The organism is Burkholderia diffusa, assembly GCF_902499115.1.
Lineage (GTDB): Bacteria > Pseudomonadota > Gammaproteobacteria > Burkholderiales > Burkholderiaceae > Burkholderia > Burkholderia diffusa.
Genome location: NZ_CABVPN010000018.1, coordinates 13,524 through 29,833 on the forward strand (window position 1 = coordinate 13,524; position 16,310 = coordinate 29,833).

Consider the following 16,310-nt stretch of genomic DNA (forward strand, 5'->3'; position numbering starts at 1 on the left):
GCGCCAGCCCCACGAATTTTCTTGTTCGGGGGAGCGTGCGTTATCGGCCGGAACAGGCCAGCCCGGCACGGCGGCGCAGCGGATCTTTCCTTAGTCCACCCGGACGAAGTGGCGCGTGGAGCGCTCGCTTAAGGTGAGCGCTCGACCACCGGCGGAGACGACACATGACGGACGACACACGTGCCACGCAATTGCTTTCGGGCCAGACCTGGGCCGATTTCTGCGACACCCTGAAGCGCAGCGGACAGCAGATCCTGCGCGCCGACGCGCCCGGCGATCCGCTCACGCGCGCGGAAGGGTTCCGCTACCTGAGCCGGCTGATGCGCATCGCGCTCGAAATGCACGTCGAGTTCGCGGACGGCGCGTGGCCCGGCTTCTTCTCGCCGTCGCACGAGACCGCGAAGATCGGCGCCGACAATCCCGACAACCTGTACCAGTACGCGCGCCTCGACGGCCGCTGCGAATATCGCGTGACGGGGCGGCGCGGCACGGTCGCGTACCTGAGCTTCGGCACGCAGAAGGGCGGCTACGAAACTGACGGCAAGATGCTGCAGACGGGGTTTCTCGATGCGAAGCAACTCGAGGTCGCGCCGGACGGCAGCTTCGAGATCGTGCTGAGCGCGACGCCGCGCGCGGGCAACTGGGTACGCATGGAGCCGGGCACGAACGCGCTGCTGGTGCGCCAGACCTTCCTCGACCGGCGCGCGGAGACGCCCGCGCAACTGAAGATCGAGCGCATCGGCGCGCACGACCGCCCGGCGCCGCTCGACCCGCTCGTGCTGCAGGGCGGCCTCATGCGCGCCGCGCAGTTCGTCGAGCGGACGTCGAAGCTGTTCGCCGACTGGGCCGGGAGCTACGGGGCGCACGTCAACGCGCTGCCGCCCGCGGACCAGGCGCTGTGCCAGTCGGTCGGCGGCGATCCGAACATCTACTACTACCACTCGTGCTGGTCGCTGGCCGATGACGAGGCGCTCGTGATCGACGTCGACACGGTGCCCGACTGCGATTTCTGGAACGTGCAGCTCAACAACCACTGGATGGAGTCGCTCGACTACCGACACTTCGACATCTGCGTGAACAAGCACAGCGCGCGCCTGAATGCCGACGGCGGCGTGACGGTGGTGGTCGCCGCGTCGCGGCCGGGCGACGCGAACTGGCTCGATACGGCCGGACATCGCAGCGGCACGATCTGCTGGCGCTGGGTCGGCGCCGCGCGGCCGATGCATCCGCGCACGCGCGTCGTCAAGCTCGCCGCGCTGAAGGAGGCCGCATGAACGCGCCGCTCGACCGGATCCGCACGCTGCTCGATGCCGACGGGTTGATCGCCGAAGCCGTGTCGCGCACGGGCGGCCTTGCCGCGTTCGGCGACGGCCCGTATCGCGAGGCGCTCGACGTGATGTGCGCATCGCTGATCGATGAAGCGAAGCTGTCCGCGCGCGGCGCGGAGATGATGCGCGAGAAGCTCGTCGGCCAGCTCGTGAATCGGCTCGTCGTCGAGGATTACTGCCGGCGTTATCCGGAGATCGTCGATATCGAGATCGACGATCCGCTCGTGATCGTCGGGCTGCCGCGCACCGGCACGACGCTGCTGCAGCGGCTGCTCGCGGTCGACCCGCGCTTTCATTCGGCCGCGTGGTGGGAAACGCGCTATCCGGCGCCGCTCGCCGGCGAGACGCTCGACGCGCCGACCGTGCGCATCGCGCGCGCGCAGGCAGAGGTCGCGACCATGATCGACTGCATTCCGCAGATCCTCGCGATTCATCCGCTCGACGCGATGCTCGTCGACGAGGAGTTCATGCTGATGGAGCACTCGTTCGTGTGCGCGATGGATTCGTACGCGAACGTGCCGGGCTATACGGCGTGGCGCGAGCAGCAGGACCTGACGCCCGTCTATACGTACCTGAAGCGCATGCTGCAGTTCCTGCAGTGGCAGAAGATGCAGCGCGGCGTCGCGCCGGCCGAGCGCTGGCTGCTGAAGACGCCGCAGCACCTGCATGCGCTCGACGTGCTGTGCCGCGTGTTTCCGCACGCGCAGGTGGTGCTCACGCACCGCGAACCGGCGCAGACGATTCCGTCGATGGCGAGCATGGCGCACACGCTGTGGCAGATGTACGCGGACGACCCGGATCCGCGCACGGTCGGCGCGCAGTGGCACGCGGGAATGGCCCGCGCGATCCGCGCGGCGATGACGGCGCGCGACGCGTTGCCGGCCGAGCGGTTTCTCGACGTGCGTTTCGAGGACACCGTGTCGAATCCGCTCGGCGTTGCAGAAGCCGTGTACCGCTTCGCCGGCATGCCGCTCGATGCACGGCAGCGCGCGGCGATGACGGACTGGATGACGCGCAACGGCCGCGACAAGCGCGCCGCGCACGATTACTCGATCGCGCGCTTCGGCTTCACCGATGCGCAACTGGCGCACGACTTCGCCGCGTATCGCGCGCGGCACCTGCGGCCGGCCGGCTGACGGCGCGCCCGCGAAACCAACGATAACCAGGAGACAACCCATGTTGCTGAAGGACAAGATCGTCGTGATTTCCGGAATCGGGCCGGGGCTCGGTGTGAAGCTCGCCGTCGAGGCGGCACGCGAGGGCGCGCGCGGCGTGGTCGTCGCGGCACGCACGATGGAAAAACTCGACGACGCGCAGGCGCGGATCAGCGCACTCGGCGTCGCATGCGACGTTCTGAAGGTGCAAACCGACATCGCCGATCGCGCGCAGTGCCGGCAGCTCGCGAATCAGGCGGTCGAGCGCTTCGGCCGGATCGACGCGCTCGTGAACAGCGCGTTCGTGCACGGCACGTTTCCGGAGGCGGTCGAGGAAGCCGATCTCGACGGCTGGCGCGCGGTGTTCGACACCAACGTGTTCGGCACGATGACGCTCACGCAGGAAATCGTCCCGCACATGAAGCGGCAGAAGCGCGGCGCGATCGTGATGATCAACACGCAGGCCACCCGCAAGCCGTTTGCAGGGGAATCGGGCTACGCTGTATCGAAGGGCGCGCTCGCGGTTGCGGCAAAATACCTGGCACGCGAGCTCGGCGTGCACGGGATCCGCGCGAACAGCATCCACATGGGCTGGATGTGGGGCGTGCCGACGCAGACGTATTTCCGGCAGGCGGCAGCCGAGTATGGAATGACGGAGGAGGAGATCATCGCGCCGATCGCGTCGAACATCGCGCTCGCGAAGCTGCCGACCGACGACGACTGCGCGCGCGCGGCGCTGTTCCTCGCGTCGGATTACGCGAACGCGGTGACCGGCGCGACGCTGGACGCGAACGGCGGCGACTTCATGCCATGAGGACGGAGCGACGGATGATGCGGGAACGGCAACCCCACCGGGGACGACATTTCTTCGCGTTCAACGGTGATGCGGACGGCCTGTGTGCGCTGCAGCAACTGCGGCTCGCGGAGGGCGGACGCGGCACGCTCGTGACCGGCGTGAAGCGCGACATCAGGCTGCTCGAGCGAATCGACGCGCGGGCCGGCGACCGCGTGACCGTGCTCGACGTGTCGCACGACCAGAACCGTGACGCCTGCGCGCGGCTGCTGTGCGCAGGCGCGGCGATTCGCTACTTCGACCATCACTTCGCGGGCGAGCTGCCGGGCGATCCGCGTTTCGACGCGTATATCGACACGGCCGCCGACGTCTGCACGAGCGCGCTCGTGAACCGCCATCTCGGCGGCCGCCACGTGCGCTGGGCAATCGTCGCGGCGTTCGGCGACGAACTGCCGGCGCTCGGCGACGCGCTCGCGCGCGAATACGGGCTCGACGAGGCTGAACGCGGCACGCTCGCCGAGCTCGGGCTCTACCTGAACTACAACGCCTACGGCGATTGCGTCGACGATCTGCATTTCGATCCGGCGGTGCTCGCCGATGCGATGCTGCCGTGCGCGGATCCGCTCGACTTCGTGCGCGACACGCCGGTGTTCGCCGCGCTGCGCGACGGCTATCGCGACGATATGGCGCGGGCATGCGCGCTCGCGCCGCTGCGCGACGTGCCGGGCGCGACGCTGATCAGGATGCCGGATCATCCGTGGGCGCGGCGCGCGACGGGGATGCTCGCGAACGAGCGGATGCGCAATGCGCCGCATGCGGCGCTCGCGGTGCTGTCGCCGCGTGCGCAGGGCGGGCTTGTCGTCAGCGTGCGCGTGCCCGACGGCCGGCCGCTCGGCGCCGACGAATTCTGCCGCGGTTTCCCGACCGGCGGCGGGCGCAAGCGCGCGGGCGGCATCAACCATCTGCCGGAAACCGAGTTCGACGCGTTCGCCGAACGTTTCGAGGCGGCCTTCCGTCTCGACTGAAACCGGGCGCCCGCGACGCGCGCGCCGTGCAACGTTGTCACGGCGCGCGCCGTGCCGCATCAGCCGGTCGCGTGCGCGAGCACGGCCGGCACGTTGTGGCCGTAGCAGCGCTCCTCGACGCGCTGCGCGATGCGCCAACCCTGCGCGGTGCGCACGAACCGGTCGACGTACCACAGCCCGAGGAACATCACCTGCGTGCCGCCGTCCGGCAGCGCGACTTCCATCGGATTGAAGCAGATCGTGCGGCCGCGCGCGGTGTCGCCGTCGAGCGTGATCGACAGGTTGCCGACCATGTGCTGGTATTGCGGGAACCGCGGCAGCACGGTGCGCAGCCACGCCTTGACGTCCGGATAGATGCCGGCGATGCCGCCCATCGCGCGATAGTCGATCGTCGCGTCGCGCGTGAACACCGCATCGAGCGCGTCGAAGTCGCGCGCATCGATCGCGCTCGAGTACGCGACGATCAGCTCGCGGATGTCGTGATGATCGGAGAGGGCCTGCAGATCGGGCATCGGGCGTTCTCCGTCACGCGCTTTCACGCCGGCGGGACGCATGCAGCGCTTCCGCGCGCCGCTTCACGTCGCGCGCGCACTGGTCGAATCCCTGTTTCACCCAGCCGCCGTGCTCGCGCATGATCGTTTCCGCGTTGATGCCGAGAAACTGGTCGGTCGTGAGGTAACGGCATCGTTCGGCGCCGTCGGCTTCGACGTACTGGTCGCGGCGCGCGGCGTCCTTGTTGTCGTCGATCGGGCGCTGCTCCCACGACAGCAGACGCTCGGGCTCGCACGCGACGAGGATTTCGTTGACGGGAATGACCGTCTCCGTGCCCGGAATGCGCACCTGCATGTACACGAAGTCGCCGATTCGGCCGGTCGTTTCGAGGCCGACGCAGAACGTGTTCCATTCGCCGTAGCGCGGGAAGTCGGTCAGCACTTCCCAGACGACGGAAGCGGGGGCGTCGATCGCGACGGTGATCGAGGTGACGAGATTGGCTGGTTTGGTCATAGCGGGTATCGGGTGAGATTGACGATGAGGGCGAGACCGCGGGCGCGCCCGGGCGGGTGCGCGCCGCGACGGCCGGAACGGTCCGCGCGCGCGGCGGCGGACCTGACGGATGCGTCGCGCGATGCGCGTGGCCGACCGGCGGCCGGTGCGTGCCGCGCATCGCGTTGAACCCGACATCGAGCGTAGGCCGGTGCGGCAGGTGAAGAATCGTCGGAATGGACTAAGGCGTTTCACCGGGCGCGCGATCCGGCCGGGTGGCGTCGTCGGTACGCGACGCGTTGGCGGGCGCCGCACGTGTGCCGGACATCGACATCGCGCGTCCGTGCCGCGACAATACCGGTCACTTTTTCGTTTCCCGATCGAGGTGCCCGTGCCAGCGAAGTCGTCCGTTGCTCCTGCCGTCGTGTGGTTCCGCGACGATCTGCGCGTGACCGACCAGCCCGCGCTGACGCGCGCGGTCGCGTCGGGCCGGCCGCTCGTGTGCGTGTACGTCGACGACACGGGCGAAGGCGCAGGGCGCGCGCTCGGCGGCGCGGCGCGCTGGTGGCTGCACGGGGCGCTCGCCGGACTCGACGCGGCGCTCGTGCGTCATGGCGGCCGCCTGCTGCTGCTGCGCGGTGACGCGCCGCGCGAGATCGAACGCGTCGTGCACGACACGGGCGCTGCGGCCGTGTACTGGAACCGCCGCTATGCGCTGCCGCAGCGCGATGCCGATGCGGCGTTGAAGGCGTCGCTGAAGGCGCGCGGCATTGAGGTCGAGAGCAGCAACGGCAGCCTGCTGAACGAACCGTGGGAGGTGCTGACAGGCGCCGGCACGCCATTCCAGGTGTTCACCGCATACTGGCGCGCGGTGCGGCGAGATCGCACGGTGGCGGTGCCGCTGCCGGAACCCGAACGGATCGCGTTTCACCCGTGGCCGGCCGGCGTGCGCGAACGTGCGCTGGCGCTCGACGCGCTCGCATTGCGTCCGAGTGCGCCGGACTGGGCGGGCGGCCTGCGCGACGCGTGGCCGACACCCGACGAGGCCGGCGCGCATGCGCGGCTCGACGCGTTTTCAGTCGAGTCGCTGGCCGGCTATGCCGATACGCGCGACCGGCCCGACCGGTCGGCGACGAGCCGGCTGTCGCCGTTCCTGCGCTTCGGCAACGTGTCGCCGCGCCAGGTGTGGCATGCGGTGCAGGGTGCCGCACAGGCGGGCGGCACGGCCTGCTCGGCCGGCGCCGAGAAATTCCTGAGCGAGCTCGGCTGGCGCGAATTCAGCCACGTGCTGCTGTATCACTTCCCGGCGCTCGCGACCGACAACTTCCGCGCGCAGTTCGACGCGATGCCGTGGCGCGACGATCCCGCCGCGCTGCGCGCCTGGCAGCGCGGGCTGACCGGCTATCCGCTCGTCGATGCGGGGATGCGCGAGCTGTGGGCGACCGGCTGGATGCACAACCGTGTGCGAATGGTCGTCGCGTCGTTTCTTGTCAAGCATCTGTTGATCGACTGGCGGGCCGGCGAGCGCTGGTTTTACGACACGCTCGTCGACGCGGACGTCGCGAACAATCCGGCGAACTGGCAATGGGTCGCGGGCTGCGGCGCCGACGCCGCGCCGTATTTCCGCATCTTCAATCCGGTGACGCAGGGCCGGAAATTCGATCCGCAGGGCGCATACGTGCGCCGCTGGGTGCCGGAACTCGCGGGCCTCGACGCCGCGACGATCCATGCGCCGTGGGAGGCGTCGCCGGTGGAACTCGCGGCGGCCGGCGTGCGGCTCGGCAACGACTATCCGGCGCCGATCGTCGATCACGACGGCGCGCGGCGGCGTGCGCTCGATGCGCTGGCCACGTTGCCGAAGCGGCACTAGGCGTCGCGGGGCGCAGCCGACGCTCCGTGCGCGCGGTGCGGCTTGCCATGTCAGTTGCAGAATGCCGCGTGCTCGAGCAGCGCAAGCGCGACGCCCGAATTGAAGTACGCCGCGCCGCACCACGCGACGAACGCGAGCACGCCGACGGCCAGCGCCGCGCGCATCATGCCCACGCGGCCTTGCCCGGCACCGGGCGCGCGATGCGTGCGTCGTCGATCGGCAGGTGCAGCAGCGCGGCCAGCACGCCGAGCGCGATCGAGCCGATCCACAGCGGCAGATACGAATGCGTCGCGTCGTATACGAGCGCGCCGAGCCATACACCGAAGAAGCTGCCGAGCTGGTGCCCGAAGAAGACGAAGCCGAACAGCGTCGCGATGTAGCGCACGCCGAACACCTGCGAGATCACGCCGTTGGTCAGCGGCACGGTGCCGAGCCACGTGAAGCCCATCACGGCCGCGAACACGTAGACGCTCGCGGGCGACAACGGCGCCGCGACGAACGCGGCCATCGCCAGCGCGCGGACGAGATACAGCACGGACAGCACATACTTGCGCCGCAGCAGGCCGCCGAGATGGCCGCATGCGTAGGTGCCGGCCACGTTGGTCAACGCGATCAGCGCGAGCGCGACGCTGGCATGGCGCGCCGGCAGGCCGTGATCGAGGAGGTAGGCGGGCAGGTGGGTCGCGATGAACGCGAGCTGGAACCCGCACGCGAAGAACCCCGCGTTCAGCAGCCAGAAGCCGCGATGCGCGAACGCTTCGCGCACCGCCGCGCCGATGGACTGGTCGGGGCCGTCCGCGCGACTCGCGGCTTGCGCGGCCCGGTCGCGCACCAGCACGGCGAGCGGTGCGAGCAGCCCGGCGACGAGCGCGAGCGCGACGAACGCACGTTGCCAGCCGATGTCGCCGATCAGCACCTGCGCGACCGGCACCATGCAGAACTGGCCGAGCCCGCCGATCGCGCCGGCGACACCGAGCGCCCAGCCGCGCCGGTCCGGCGGAAACAGCCGGCTCAGCGCGCCGTAGATCGACGCGAAGGCCGACCCCGACAGCGCGATGCCGATCACGAGCCCGGTGCCGACCGTGAACACGCCGGCCGACGCGGCAAACGCCATCGTGACGAGCCCGGCCGCATACAGCAGCATGCCGGCGACGATCACGCGCACCGACCCGAAGCGGTCGGCGATCATGCCGGTGAACGGCTGCGCGATGCCCCAGATCAGGTTCTGCAGCGCGAGCGCGAGGCCGAACGCTTCGCGCGACCAGCCGTGGTCGAGCGTGACGGGGGCGAGGAACAGCCCCTGCACGTGGCGGATGCCGAGCGCGGCGCCCATGATCAGGCCGCCCGCGAGCACCGGCAGCCAGCGGCGCCGGGTGTCTTGTTCGATCGGGGTCATGCGGGTCTCCGGATGAATGCGTGCGGCGCGGCGCCGCGTTGGATTCGATTAGACGATCCGGTCGCCGCGCGCTCAAGCGATCATTCGGTCGCGTTCGCATGCGCGTGGGGAATGTGAGGCGGGGTTCGGACGCGATGCCGGGGGCCGGATGCGTGGCGCCGCTGCGACGCATGCAGCCAGCGTGATGCGTGGCCGATGCAGCGTAGTCGGGGCGTCAGTGCATCGCCCGCGGCTGCGCGCATTCCGTGCGCAACGCCGCGCCGGCATCGGCTCGATGAGGCAACTCGCTCGCGGCTTACCGTTGCGCCACGTCGTACGCGCGCATCGCCGCGTCGCATTCGGCCGCTTCCGCGAGAATCCAGTCGCGCACGGCGGCGACTTCGCGGCGCGGTGCGGGATCGTGCCGGAACAGCCAGTAGCCGTACGTATCCGACAACGCCTGCGAGTGCGGGCCAAGCACCGCGAGCCGGCCGTCCGCGAGCATCGGCGCGACGAGCGCGAGCCGCCCGAGCGCGACGCCCTGGCCGGCGATCGCGGCGTGGATCACCTGGTCGTACTGGTTGAAGCGCAGCACGCCCTTCGGGCGCGCGTCGCCGAGTCCGGCCGCGTGCAGGTGCGCACGCCACTGCAGTTGCGTTTGCGGCGGCCCGTCGAATTCGAGCAGCACGTGGTCGGCGATCGCGGCCGCGTCGGTGACGGGCCGCGTGGCCAGCGCCGGGTGCGCGACCGGCACGACGACCTCGTCGAACAGGTGCAGCGCGCCGGCCGGCGCGCGCTCGCGCGGGCAGTAGCGGATGCCGAGGTCGATGCCTTCCGTGCGCAAATCGAGTACCTTGTCGTTCGCGGCCACGCGCAAGTCGACGTCGGGCAGGCGCGCCTGCAGGCGCCCGAGCCGCGGCAGCAGCCACAGCGCGGTGACGCCGATGCTCGCGGTGATCGTGACGGGCTGGCGCTCGCGCGCGGCGGCGAGCGACGCGACGGTGTCCTGCAGGCTGAGCAGCGCCGCGTCGGCGGCGCGAAACAGCCGCTCGCCTTCCGGCGTGAACGCGATCTTGCGATAGCCGCGCTGCAGCAGCGCGACGCCGAGATGCGCCTCGAGCGCGTGCACCTGGCGGCTGACCGCCGACTGCGTGACGCACAGGTCCTGCGCGGCGAGCGTGATGCTCATGCGGCGGCCGACGGCGACGAAGCCGCGCACGAGGTCGAGCGACGGGAGACGGACGAGCGGCGTTGACATGCGTAGGGCTCATGCGAACGGAGCAGCAAGATTGGTTGAGAACGCCGGGCGCGTCAAGTTCAATGGAGGCTGGCCGATCGGGCGAGCGCGGCGTGATGCGGTGCCGCACAGGAGACAGGATGACGATTTCGAACGAAGCAGCCGGGGCGGATCAGGCGGCCGGGCGCGCGGCGGGCGCGTTGCCGCCGCAGGCCGTGACGCTGACCGCGGCCGACGGTTACGTGCTGCGCGGCTACGTGTGGCGGCATCGCGGCGGCGGCGCCGCGCGGCCCGTGACGGTCGTCAATTGCGCGACGTCGGTGCGCTGCGACTATTACTTCCGCTTCGCGGCCTGGCTGTTCGCGCAGGGGCGTGACGTACTCGTCTACGACTATCGCGGGATCGGCGGATCGCGCCCCGCGCGGCTCGCGAAGCTGCGCGCGAACTGGCTCGACTGGGGGCGGCTCGATTGCGAGGCCGCGCTGCAGTACGCGCGCGACGCGTTTCCCGGCCAGCCGCTCGACGTCGTCGCGCACAGCATCGGCGGCTGCGTGCTCGGGCTCGCGGCGTCGAACGCGTACGTGCGTCATGCGGTGACCGTCGGCGCGCAGTATGCGTACTGGCATGACTATCGGCCGGCAGAGCGGCGGCGCATGTGGTGGAAGTGGCACGTCGCGATGCCGGCGCTTGCGGCCGTGTTCGGCTACGTGCCCGCGAAACGGCTTGGCTGGATGGAGGATACGCCGCGCGGCGTCGCGCTGTCGTGGGTGCGTTCCCAGCCGCGTTTCGAGGATGCCTACACACACGGCCCGCTCGCCGAACCCGCGGCGAGCCGCGCCGCGCTGCCGGCCCGCTTCGCGCGGCTGCCGGCGCCGATGCTCGCGATCGGCCTCGACGACGACGGGTTCGGCACGGTCGACGCGATCGAGCGACTGGTCGGCTACTACACGGGCAGCGACGTCACGCATCTGCGGATCGCGCCGCGCGACATCGGCGTCGACGCGATCGGCCACTTCGCGTTCTTCCACAGCCGCTTCACCGACACGTTGTGGCCCGTGGCGCTGTACTGGCTGCAACACGGCGTGCTGCCGGCCGACGCACCGGGCCGCGTCCACGCGCGCCATCCGGCGCAGCGTGCGCGGCTGGCGGGAAGCGGCATGCCGGGTGCCGTCGCGCACGGGTGATCGCGCACGCGAGGGCGGCCAGGCCGTCGCGTCGATGCGGCGGCCGCGCCTGCCGCCACTGCCGACGATCGCGGCCGCGCCGCGCGATCGATTAACATCGGACGTTTCATTCGACTGGCTGCCCCGTGCCGACGTACATTCCGCCCGATTCCGGGATTCCCGCCGACCCGTCCCGCGCGTGGCGCATGCACCTGCTCGACGTGCCGCCAGCCGCGTCGCGGGCCGGCGTGCAGGTCGCGCGCATCGATTTCGACTGGCATGTGCCGCTCGCGTCGCCGGCCTATGCGGCACTGAGCGACGCCGAGCGCGCGCGTGCCGGGCGCTACCTGCGGCACGAGGATGCGGTGCGCAGTGCCGCGACGCGCGCCGCGCTGCGCGACGTGCTCGGCGCGGCGCTCGACGTGGCGGCAAAGGACATCGTGATCGTCGTCGACGCATCGGGACGGCCGTCGCTCGACCCCGCGCATCGCGCATCGCTCGATTTCAACGTGTCGCATGCGGGCGATCACGCGCTGATCGCATGGACAGGGACGGGACGTGTCGGCGTCGATATCGAAAGCTGCAACCGTTCGACCGACTGGCGTGCGCTGACGCGCGAAGTGTGCGCGACCGCCGAGGCCGCGTATCTCGACGGCCTGCCGCTGGCCGCGCGTGCCGACGCGTTCATGCGCGTGTGGTCCGCGAAGGAGGCGTTGCTGAAGGCGCTCGGCACCGGCATCGTCGGCGGGCTGCGCGAGTTCGCGGTCGTGCCGCCGCGCGATGCGGCGACACCCGCGACGACGATCGTCGAGCCGGCCGCGCCCGCCGCCGGCGTGGCCGCGTTCGATGCGGGCTGGCTCGACGCGGCGCCCGGCTACGCGGCGTGCGTCGCGTGGACGCGTTGAACCCGTTTCAGCACGCGACGCTCACTCGAGCGGCACGTCGTTCGGCGTCGCGTAGCGCGCCCTGATCACGTCGCTCATCGGGCAGTCGAACGCGCGCGCTTTCGGCGGCACCGGCTTCATGAACCACGTGTCATCTTCTTCTCCTCGTTCATCTTTCGCAGCACGCGTTCGGACGTCGTGCCCTGGTTCGTCACGACCGTCTTGCCGGCGAGATCGGGGAAGTCGCCGATGCCCGGGCTCGTGCGTGTGAGCGGGCTGCGGCCGAGGAGGGCGGTCAACCGGGGCGGGATGGTCATGGCAAGTCTGCGTGGACGGATCGCGAGGAAGCGCCAATTCGTACGTTGCCAACGAAAAATAAACTGCAACGGATGTTAATTGCCGGGGCTGTCGGGCCACTCCGGCGGGCCGCCCCGGATATCAGGGAAACTCCCGAGTCGAAATCGTGAAAAACGGGGTTGTCTAGACAAGTTGCGATGGCTACACTGCAATCCATCACGAACTTGTCTAGACAGGATTGATCACATGATTACGTTGACCCCCGGCCACCTGACCCTCCCGCAACTGCGCAAGATCGCTCGCGAATCCGTGCAGCTCACGCTCGACCCGGCGAGCTTCGCGAAGATCGACGCAGGCGCGAAGGCCGTCGCCGACATCGCGGCAAAGGGCGAGCCGGCATACGGCATCAACACGGGCTTCGGCCGCCTGGCCAGCACACACATCCCGCACGACCAGCTCGAGCTGCTGCAGAAGAACCTGGTGCTGTCGCACGCGGTCGGCGTGGGCGAGCCGATGGCACGCTCGTCGGTGCGTCTGCTGATGGCGCTGAAGCTGTCGAGCCTCGGCCGCGGCCACTCGGGCATCCGCCGCGAGGTGATGGACGCGCTGATCACGCTGTTCAACGCCGACGTGCTGCCGCTGATCCCGGTGAAGGGCTCGGTCGGCGCATCGGGCGACCTCGCGCCGCTCGCGCACATGTCGGCCGTGCTGCTCGGCGTCGGTGAAGTGTTCATCCGCGGCGAGCGCGCCAGCGCGCTCGACGGTCTGCGCGTCGCGGGCCTCGCGCCGCTCACGCTCCAGGCGAAGGAAGGCCTCGCGCTGCTGAACGGCACGCAAGCCTCGACGGCGCTGGCGCTCGACAACATGTTCGCGATCGAAGACCTGTACCGCACCGCGCTCGTCGCGGGTGCGCTGTCGGTCGACGCGGCGGCCGGCTCGGTGAAGCCGTTCGATGCCCGCATCCACGAACTGCGCGGCCATCAAGGCCAGATCGACGCGGCCGCGTCGTACCGCGACCTGCTCGAAGGTTCGCCGATCAACCAGTCGCACCGCGACTGCGACAAGGTGCAGGATCCGTACAGCCTGCGCTGCCAGCCGCAGGTGATGGGCGCGTGCCTGGACCAGATGCGCCACGCGGCCGACGTGCTGCTGGTCGAAGCGAACGCCGTGTCGGACAACCCGCTGATCTTCCCGGATACCGGCGAAGTGCTGTCGGGCGGCAACTTCCACGCCGAACCCGTCGCATTCGCGGCCGACAACCTGGCGCTCGCCGCATCGGAAATCGGCGCGCTGGCCGAGCGCCGCATCGCACTGCTGATCGACGCGACGCTGTCGGGCCTGCCCCCGTTCCTCGTGAAGGACGGCGGCGTGAACTCGGGCTTCATGATCGCCCACGTGACGGCAGCCGCCCTGGCATCGGAAAACAAGACGCTCGCGCACCCGGCGTCGGTCGACTCGCTGCCGACCTCGGCAAACCAGGAAGACCACGTGTCGATGGCGACGTTCGCCGCGCGCAAGCTCGCCGACATCGCGGAAAACACGAAGCACATCCTCGCGATCGAACTGCTGGCCGCCGCTCAAGGCGTCGACCTGCGCGCGCCGTACCACACGAGCCCGAAGCTCGCGCCCGTGATGGAAACGATCCGCGGCAAGGTTGCGCACTACGAGCTCGACCACTACTTCGCACCGGACATCGCAGCGGTCGCGAAGCTCGTCGACGAGCGCGCATTCGCGAAGATCGCGCCGTTCTCGTTCGCATCGGAACAGTAAGCCCATGAGCGCGCCGGTCTACCAGGAGATCAAGGATTTCATCCTGGGCCGCATTCACGCCGGCGAGTGGGCGGAGGGCGACCAGGTGCCCTCCGAGAACGAACTGGCCCGCGAGTTCAAGGTCGCGCGCATGACCGTCAACCGCGCGTTGCGCGAGTTGACGGCCGAGCAGGTGCTCACGCGCATGAAGGGCGCCGGCACCTACGTCGCGCGGCCGAAGTACGAGTCGACGCTCGTCGCGATTCGCAGCATCTCGGAGGAGGTCGACGCGCGCGGGCATGCGTACCGCGCCAGCGTGCTCGGCCTCGAGACGATCCGCGCCGACGAGGCGCTCGCCGACGAGATGCAGATGACCGTGCGCGCGAAGCTGTTTTATTCGCAGGTGTTGCACTTCGAGAATGACGAACCCGTCCAGCTCGAAGAACGGTGGGTGAATCCGGCGGTCGCGCCGGATTATGCCGAGCAGGATTTCACGAACACGACGCCGAACCTGTACCTGATGCGCGCGGCCCCGCTGCAGCGCGTCGAGTACCGGATCGAAGCGGCGGCCCCGGCGCCCGAGCGGCGCGAGCAGCTGCGAATGGACGACGTCGAGCCGTGTCTCGTTTTACATAGGCGCACCTGGTCGCAGGGCGTCGTCGCCTCGGTGGCGAATCTGTGGCACCCCGGCAGCCGTTATCGCTTCACCGGGCATTTCTGATTCCTATTTGATATTCACTTTCCCTCGGGAGCAGTCGTCATGAACCATCCGAAACACATCGATCCCCGTCTCGATCCGACGCGTACGATCCGCGCGCCGCGCGGCAGCGAGAAGGTCTGCAAGACCTGGCTGGCCGAAGCGGCTTACCGGATGATCCAGAACAACCTGGATCCGGAAGTCGCCGAGCATCCGCACGCGCTCGTCGTGTACGGCGGCATCGGCCGCGCGGCGCGCAACTGGGAATGCTTCGACCAGATCCTCGCGTCGCTGAAGGATCTCGGCGAAGACGAGACGCTGCTCGTGCAATCGGGCAAGCCGGTCGGCGTGTTCCGCACGCACAAGGATGCGCCGCGCGTGCTGCTCGCGAACTCGAACCTGGTGCCGCACTGGGCGACCTGGGAGCACTTCAACGAGCTCGACCGCAAGGGCCTGATGATGTACGGCCAGATGACGGCCGGCAGCTGGATCTATATCGGCAGCCAGGGCATCGTGCAGGGCACCTATGAAACGTTCTTCTCGGTCGCGAACCAGCATTTCAACGGCGACCCGTCGGGCCGCTGGATCCTGACGGGCGGTCTCGGCGGCATGGGCGGCGCGCAGCCGCTGGCGGCGACGATGGCCGGCTTCTCGATGATCGCGGTCGAGTGCGACGAGACGCGCATCGACTTCCGCCTGAAGACGCGCTACGTCGACAAGAAGGCGACGACGCTCGACGAGGCGCTCGGCATGATCGAGGAAGCGAAGCGCACCGGCAAGCCGGTGTCGATCGGCCTGCTCGGCAACGCGGCCGACGTGTTCACGGAGTGCGTCGAGCGCGGCATCACGCCGGACTGCGTGACCGACCAGACGAGCGCGCACGACCCGATCAACGGCTACCTGCCGCAAGGCTGGAGCGTCGCGCAATGGCGCGAGACGCAGAAGGTCGATCCGGAAGGCATCGTCCATCCGGCGAAGCAGTCGATGGCAGTGCAGGTGCGCGCGATGCTGACGCTGCAGGAGCGCGGCGCGGCCACGCTCGACTACGGCAACAACATCCGCCAGATGGCGCTGGAAATGGGTGTCGAGAACGCGTTCGACTTCCCGGGCTTCGTGCCGGCCTATATCCGCCCGCTGTTCTGCGAAGGCAAGGGCCCGTTCCGCTGGGTCGCGCTGTCGGGCGATCCGGAAGACATCTACAAGACCGACCAGAAGGTGAAGGAGCTGATCCCCGACGATCCGCACCTGCACAACTGGCTCGACATGGCACGCGAGCGCATCGCGTTCCAGGGCCTGCCCGCACGGATCTGCTGGGTCGGCGTGAAGGATCGCTATCGCCTCGGCCAGGCGTTCAACGAGATGGTGAAGAACGGCGAACTGAAGGCCCCGATCGTGATCGGCCGCGACCACCTCGACACCGGTTCGGTCGCGAGCCCGAACCGCGAGACGGAATCGATGAAGGACGGCTCGGACGCCGTGAGCGACTGGCCGCTGCTGAACGCACTGCTGAACACCGCCGGCGGCGCATCGTGGGTGTCGCTGCATCACGGCGGCGGCGTCGGGATGGGCTTCTCGCAGCACTCGGGCGTCGTGATCGTCGCCGACGGCACGGCTGACGCGCACGAGCGTCTCGGTCGCGTGCTGCTGAACGATCCGGCGACGGGCGTGATGCGTCATGCGGATGCCGGCTACGAACTCGCGCAGCAGACGGCCCGCGAAGCCGGCCTGAAGCTGCCGATGCTCGGCCGTTGAGC

15 protein-coding genes and 1 pseudogene are annotated in these 16,310 nt (G+C 69.5%); 10 read left to right on the forward strand and 6 right to left on the reverse strand.

The features are described from left to right. Positions 1–164 precede the first annotated feature (164 nt). From BTE28158_RS19040 to BTE28158_RS19055, 4 genes are read left to right on the forward strand one after another with little or no spacing between them, the layout of a single operon-like run. Positions 165–1,274: a DUF1214 domain-containing protein gene (locus BTE28158_RS19040; RefSeq protein WP_151050693.1), complete on the forward strand. Its 1,110-nt coding sequence runs from the start codon at positions 165–167 to the stop codon at positions 1,272–1,274. Beyond that, a complete protein-coding gene (locus BTE28158_RS19045; protein WP_151050691.1) occupies positions 1,271–2,464 on the forward strand; it encodes a sulfotransferase family protein in 1,194 nt (397 codons plus the stop codon). Before BTE28158_RS19040 ends, BTE28158_RS19045 begins: the two co-directional genes overlap by 4 nt. Positions 2,465–2,504: 40 nt before the next feature. Next, positions 2,505–3,296, forward strand: a complete 792-nt coding sequence (locus tag BTE28158_RS19050) for an SDR family oxidoreductase (protein ID WP_151050689.1) — start codon at positions 2,505–2,507, stop codon at positions 3,294–3,296. A 14-nt stretch (positions 3,297–3,310) separates the two neighbouring features. After that, positions 3,311–4,300, forward strand: coding sequence for an acetyltransferase (locus tag BTE28158_RS19055; protein WP_239007309.1), 990 nt, complete (start codon positions 3,311–3,313; stop codon positions 4,298–4,300). 59 nt (positions 4,301–4,359) lie between these two features. Here the strand turns inward: BTE28158_RS19055 and BTE28158_RS19060 are convergent, their stop codons facing one another. Both BTE28158_RS19060 and BTE28158_RS19065 read right to left on the reverse strand, forming a co-directional pair. Further along, on the reverse strand, positions 4,360–4,812 hold the full coding sequence (locus tag BTE28158_RS19060; protein ID WP_151050687.1) for a nuclear transport factor 2 family protein: 453 nt from the start codon (positions 4,810–4,812) through the stop codon (positions 4,360–4,362). Between the two features lie 13 nt (positions 4,813–4,825). Then, positions 4,826–5,305: an SRPBCC domain-containing protein gene (locus BTE28158_RS19065; protein WP_151050685.1), complete on the reverse strand. Its 480-nt coding sequence runs from the start codon at positions 5,303–5,305 to the stop codon at positions 4,826–4,828. Between the two features lie 370 nt (positions 5,306–5,675). Between BTE28158_RS19065 and BTE28158_RS19070 the strand changes: the two genes are divergently transcribed. After that, positions 5,676–7,154 carry a cryptochrome/photolyase family protein gene (locus tag BTE28158_RS19070; protein WP_174920016.1) on the forward strand — a complete coding sequence of 493 codons (1,479 nt, stop codon included), beginning with the start codon at positions 5,676–5,678 and terminating at the stop codon, positions 7,152–7,154. Positions 7,155–7,204: 50 nt separating this feature from the next. Here BTE28158_RS19070 and BTE28158_RS32805 read toward each other — a convergent pair whose 3' ends face one another. The 3 genes from BTE28158_RS32805 to BTE28158_RS19080 all read right to left on the reverse strand — a co-directional run bounded on the left by BTE28158_RS32805 (position 7,205) and on the right by BTE28158_RS19080 (position 9,787). Then, a complete protein-coding gene (locus BTE28158_RS32805) occupies positions 7,205–7,327 on the reverse strand; it encodes a hypothetical protein (protein WP_264160566.1) in 123 nt (40 codons plus the stop codon). Then, a complete protein-coding gene (locus BTE28158_RS19075) occupies positions 7,318–8,550 on the reverse strand; it encodes an MFS transporter (protein ID WP_239007310.1) in 1,233 nt (410 codons plus the stop codon). Before BTE28158_RS19075 ends, BTE28158_RS32805 begins: the two co-directional genes overlap by 10 nt. 295 nt (positions 8,551–8,845) lie before the next feature. After that, positions 8,846–9,787, reverse strand: a complete 942-nt coding sequence (locus BTE28158_RS19080; protein WP_151052386.1) for a LysR substrate-binding domain-containing protein — start codon at positions 9,785–9,787, stop codon at positions 8,846–8,848. A gap of 119 nt (positions 9,788–9,906) precedes the next feature. Between BTE28158_RS19080 and BTE28158_RS19085 the strand changes: the two genes are divergently transcribed. Beyond that, on the forward strand, positions 9,907–10,950 hold the full coding sequence (locus BTE28158_RS19085) for an alpha/beta hydrolase family protein (RefSeq protein ID WP_151052388.1): 1,044 nt from the start codon (positions 9,907–9,909) through the stop codon (positions 10,948–10,950). A gap of 185 nt (positions 10,951–11,135) precedes the next feature. Continuing rightward, positions 11,136–11,834, forward strand: coding sequence for a 4'-phosphopantetheinyl transferase family protein (locus tag BTE28158_RS19090; RefSeq protein ID WP_174920038.1), 699 nt, complete (start codon positions 11,136–11,138; stop codon positions 11,832–11,834). A 131-nt stretch (positions 11,835–11,965) separates the two neighbouring features. Here BTE28158_RS19090 and BTE28158_RS33190 read toward each other — a convergent pair. After that, a pseudogene (locus BTE28158_RS33190) lies at positions 11,966–12,067 on the reverse strand (amino acid ABC transporter substrate-binding protein); the annotation flags it as partial. A 289-nt stretch (positions 12,068–12,356) separates the two neighbouring features. On the opposite strand from BTE28158_RS33190, the gene hutH reads away from it, so the two are divergent. The 3 genes from hutH to hutU are packed head-to-tail and all read left to right on the forward strand — an operon-like array spanning position 12,357 to position 16,308. Then, entirely contained in the window at positions 12,357–13,880 is a 1,524-nt protein-coding gene (hutH, locus tag BTE28158_RS19100; protein ID WP_059599059.1) for a histidine ammonia-lyase, read from the forward strand. Positions 13,881–13,884: 4 nt separating this feature from the next. After that, positions 13,885–14,580, forward strand: a complete 696-nt coding sequence (hutC, locus tag BTE28158_RS19105; RefSeq protein ID WP_059599060.1) for a histidine utilization transcriptional repressor HutC — start codon at positions 13,885–13,887, stop codon at positions 14,578–14,580. A gap of 39 nt (positions 14,581–14,619) precedes the next feature. Then, a complete protein-coding gene (gene hutU / locus BTE28158_RS19110) occupies positions 14,620–16,308 on the forward strand; it encodes a urocanate hydratase (RefSeq protein WP_059599061.1) in 1,689 nt (562 codons plus the stop codon). Positions 16,309–16,310: the final 2 nt, after the last annotated feature.

Coding starts and splice junctions, on each gene's coding strand:
- BTE28158_RS19065 (WP_151050685.1), bottom strand. CDS start 5,305: ATGACCAAACCAGCCAATCTCGTCACCTCGATCACCGTCGCGATCGAC.
- BTE28158_RS19060 (WP_151050687.1), bottom strand. CDS start 4,812: ATGCCCGATCTGCAGGCCCTCTCCGATCATCACGACATCCGCGAGCTG.
- hutU (WP_059599061.1), top strand. CDS start 14,620: ATGAACCATCCGAAACACATCGATCCCCGTCTCGATCCGACGCGTACG.
- hutH (WP_059599059.1), top strand. CDS start 12,357: ATGATTACGTTGACCCCCGGCCACCTGACCCTCCCGCAACTGCGCAAG.
- BTE28158_RS19055 (WP_239007309.1), top strand. CDS start 3,311: ATGATGCGGGAACGGCAACCCCACCGGGGACGACATTTCTTCGCGTTC.
- BTE28158_RS19080 (WP_151052386.1), bottom strand. CDS start 9,787: ATGTCAACGCCGCTCGTCCGTCTCCCGTCGCTCGACCTCGTGCGCGGC.
- BTE28158_RS19075 (WP_239007310.1), bottom strand. CDS start 8,550: ATGACCCCGATCGAACAAGACACCCGGCGCCGCTGGCTGCCGGTGCTC.
- BTE28158_RS19045 (WP_151050691.1), top strand. CDS start 1,271: ATGAACGCGCCGCTCGACCGGATCCGCACGCTGCTCGATGCCGACGGG.
- BTE28158_RS19085 (WP_151052388.1), top strand. CDS start 9,907: ATGACGATTTCGAACGAAGCAGCCGGGGCGGATCAGGCGGCCGGGCGC.
- hutC (WP_059599060.1), top strand. CDS start 13,885: ATGAGCGCGCCGGTCTACCAGGAGATCAAGGATTTCATCCTGGGCCGC.
- BTE28158_RS19090 (WP_174920038.1), top strand. CDS start 11,136: ATGCACCTGCTCGACGTGCCGCCAGCCGCGTCGCGGGCCGGCGTGCAG.
- BTE28158_RS19050 (WP_151050689.1), top strand. CDS start 2,505: ATGTTGCTGAAGGACAAGATCGTCGTGATTTCCGGAATCGGGCCGGGG.
- BTE28158_RS19040 (WP_151050693.1), top strand. CDS start 165: ATGACGGACGACACACGTGCCACGCAATTGCTTTCGGGCCAGACCTGG.